The organism is Aquimarina megaterium XH134 (assembly GCF_000520975.1).
Lineage (GTDB): Bacteria > Bacteroidota > Bacteroidia > Flavobacteriales > Flavobacteriaceae > Aquimarina > Aquimarina megaterium.
Genome location: NZ_JACB01000084.1, coordinates 1 through 2460 on the forward strand (window position 1 = coordinate 1; position 2460 = coordinate 2460).

At 30.7% G+C, this 2460-nt stretch carries 3 protein-coding genes; all 3 read right to left on the bottom strand.

Annotated features, from left to right (window positions below):
- Positions 1 to 75 precede the first annotated feature (75 nt).
- Positions 76 to 702, bottom strand: coding sequence for a DUF2306 domain-containing protein (locus tag Z053_RS0126930; RefSeq protein WP_025668082.1), 627 nt, complete (start codon positions 700 to 702; stop codon positions 76 to 78).
- A gap of 8 nt (positions 703 to 710) precedes the next feature.
- A complete protein-coding gene (locus tag Z053_RS0126935; protein WP_025668083.1) occupies positions 711 to 1469 on the bottom strand; it encodes a LytR/AlgR family response regulator transcription factor in 759 nt (252 codons plus the stop codon).
- 1 nt (position 1470) lies between these two features.
- Positions 1471 to 2460 (bottom strand): sensor histidine kinase (locus tag Z053_RS30580; protein ID WP_025668085.1); only part of this gene is annotated, 990 nt, incomplete at its 5' end.

Sequence of the window (2460 nt, forward strand, 5' to 3'; positions counted from 1 at the left end):
ATAGTATAAAGATTTTAAATATTTACTATTGTAAAAATGCTCCTGATATACCGGGAGCATTTTTTATAGTGATATTCAAATAGAACTTACGACTAACCTGGATTTGATTCTACCCGTAAGATAATATGCAAAAATAAGATTCGGAATCCAGCAAAGCCATGCTACTATTTGATATGCAATGATGAAATCTCCAATAAGCATAATAAGTATGGGTAACCATACTCTAAGGGTTACAGCAGAAAAACAGGCTGCATAACTGTAATACATCATAGTTTGATGTTGGGGTATTCGGGTAGTTTTGGCATACCAATATGCTTTATAGGTAGTGTATATCCAAAGTATTCCTAAGCATATAAATCCGAGAGATGCAATAACTCCTCCTGTAGCAAAGAAACCAATATGAATTCCCGAAATTCCACTTATAAAGACCATAATCATATAGATTTTTCCAATACGCTTATGCAATTCTGATCGAGAGACTCTTATTTTTTTATTAAACTGAATCCAGCCTATTAATAACGCAACACCTCCAAAAAAGATATGACTATAAAAGGCAATATTCCAAATGGTATCGACAAGTAAGTCACTACTTTTCGAATTTAATAAACCAAATTTTCGATTTACAAAGAGATATATAAAAGGATAGAGACCTATCACAGTACTTAATAGAACAAAAATGACTTGAGTAATTTTTTTTACCATTTTGTAAATTAAAGGTCAAGCCACTTTTTGAAATTAGAGGTCCGCTCTCTGGAAACAATAATCTGATCATCGTCCATAGGCTTTAGTTTCAATAATAATCTACTATTAAAATAACTGTGAATCTCAACTACAGCTTTAACAGAAATCATAAATTTTCTATTAATTCTAAAAAAATGAACAGGATCTAGAATTTCCTCAAGTTGATCTATAGTGTATTCTATAGGATATTGCTTTCCTGTGTGGGAGTGCAAAAAAATAATTCCTTCATGGGATTTAAAATAAGCAATATCGTCAACATTAAAAGTGTTAAATTGATTTCCAACTTTAACCATAAAACGACGTTTGTATTCTTTTGCAAACAAATTTTTAATACGTTCGAATTTTACATCATCTATCGATTTACCAGCTCCCGTAAAGCTCTTTTTGTATTTGGCAAGAGCGTTTTTTAAATCTTTTTTGTCAATTGGTTTTAGAAGGTAATCTAGCCCATTATACTTAAAACCTCTTATGGCATATTCGTTATATGCCGTAGTAAATATAATAGGGGGGTGATCTTCTAGCGTATCTAAAATATCGAATCCATATCCATCATTTAATTGAATGTCCAGAAATATTAGATCGGGGAGTGGGTTATTTTCAAACCAATGTCTCCCGTTCTCGACAGAAGTGATTTGACCGGCAATCTTTATTTCTGGAGCTAATTCTTCGATGAGATTTGCCAAACGCTTAGAGGCTATATTTTCGTCTTCAACAATTACAGCAGTCATTTTATGAAACTTTTACCATGGTTACTTCTTTTATATCTTTGGTCAATAGTGGGAGAGTAACTTTGAAATATTCATGCTCTGTTTCTATTAATACTTCTTGATTTGTATAAAAGGAATACCTCTTTTTAATATTTTTAAGCCCTAATTGTGTTGATTCTTCTTTTTGTTTTCTTACCCGTAAATTATTTTGAATAAGAATACTACTTTTTTCAATAGAAATAATACTAATCTCCAAAGGCCTTTCTTTAGAGTAATAATTATGTTTTAAGGCATTTTCTACGAGCATTTGTAACGATAAGGTAGGAATTACATATTCTTTTGGATTAACCGAAATATGAGTAGTAATACTAAGCGCGCCTTCATGTCTCACATTCATCATAAATATAAAAGAATCAAGAAAACTTAATTCTTTTTCGAGACTAACCAGGTCCTCTTCACGATTATCCAGAATATACCTATAACATGTTGCTAATCTGGATACAAAATCAGATGCCAGATCCCTGTCTTGATACATTAATGATGTAAGTGTATTTAAGCTATTGAATAAAAAATGGGGGCTAATTTGATTTTTTAAGGACTTATATTTAGACGTCATGACTTCTTTTTTTAGTTTGTTCATTGTATTTTCCATTTCTTTTTTCTGTTTTAGAGAATAATAAAAGAGATTAAAAATAACAACAGCAAAGCCTAAGAGTGTAGCTCTAAAAAAATCTATTCTAAATAGTAACCAGGGTTTATTAGTATTAATCTTGCATATATGATTAAATTCAAAAATCGCCAAATAATATAGCGAAGCAGCTATAGGAATAAAAATCGCCATATTTATAGCAATAATATTCATTCCATTATTTAAGTCCAGACTTTTACCTTGATTAGACTTAACTTCCCTTCGTATTAACCAGTCATTGGTCTCCCAGGTGAATATAAAAAGGAAAAAAGCAGTTAAATAATAAAATAAACTAGTAGCATCAAATTCTGTAACATCACCATT